Consider the following 919-nt stretch of genomic DNA (forward strand, 5'->3'; position numbering starts at 1 on the left):
TTCTTTGCTCTGCATAAACGTTGTTTATGTAGAGCATAAATTATGCCCGCTACTTGTCTTTATCTTGAGAGTTTACATTAACGCCACTGAACGGGAGCGCTGGTTTTATTTAAATAATCCGCCTGTTCTAACAGTTAATAAATTATCGCTGAGAGTTTGCTCTCTCCCTTTAAATTAAACGAGTAAAGAAAAGTAACGTAATGAAAAAGACAATTCTAGCAGTGGCAATTGCAGCAGTATCAACAGGCGTAGTGGCATCAGATTTTGAACAACCATCATGGGAACTTAGCCCTGAAAACATCGGAAAAATTACAGAAAACGTAAACGGCAATACTGAAATTATTACTGACAACGGAAAATCCATCGTAATTAATGGCGAGACAGGAACCATCCGAATCAACGGCGAAAAGACGGATTACACAGTTGATAATGGTCAAGTAATTCACCGAGGTACAGGAGAAGGAGTGGGCTCCATCCGTCACGATGGCAAAGATCACATTTATATCGAACGTGTAGAGGACGGCTCTCATGTCGCGATCCGCACCGGGAGTGATGATCAGTTAATCTTAGACAACGCTTTTATTAACCGTGATGATTCTCCAGAGTGGGGTGCAGACAAGCCTCGCCCTGAGTTACCAAAAGATAGTGATAACGTATTACCAGATCGCCCAGAGGCATCAGAACAAATTCGTGATCTCGTGAGGAACGGTAAAGACATTGTTGGTGGCGAAATTGACCGCATCGATGGTGCTATCTATGACAGCTCTGTTCGCATGGATTCACTAGAACAAGATCTATATAAGCAAGGTCAAAAAATGCTTGAGCTTGATGACCGCATGGATCAGGTTATGGCATCTTCTCACGCAATTACTAACGCTCGTCCTGTGCTAGCTAATGCAGGTGAATATGCAGTTGGTGT

General features: G+C 42.7%; 1 pseudogene. It reads left to right on the forward strand.

The features are described 5' to 3' along the window. Window positions 1–200: 200 nt before the first annotated feature. Window positions 201–919: pseudogene (locus KIV40_RS30890) on the forward strand (hypothetical protein); the annotation flags it as partial.

Source organism: Vibrio sp. D173a, from assembly GCF_030248475.1.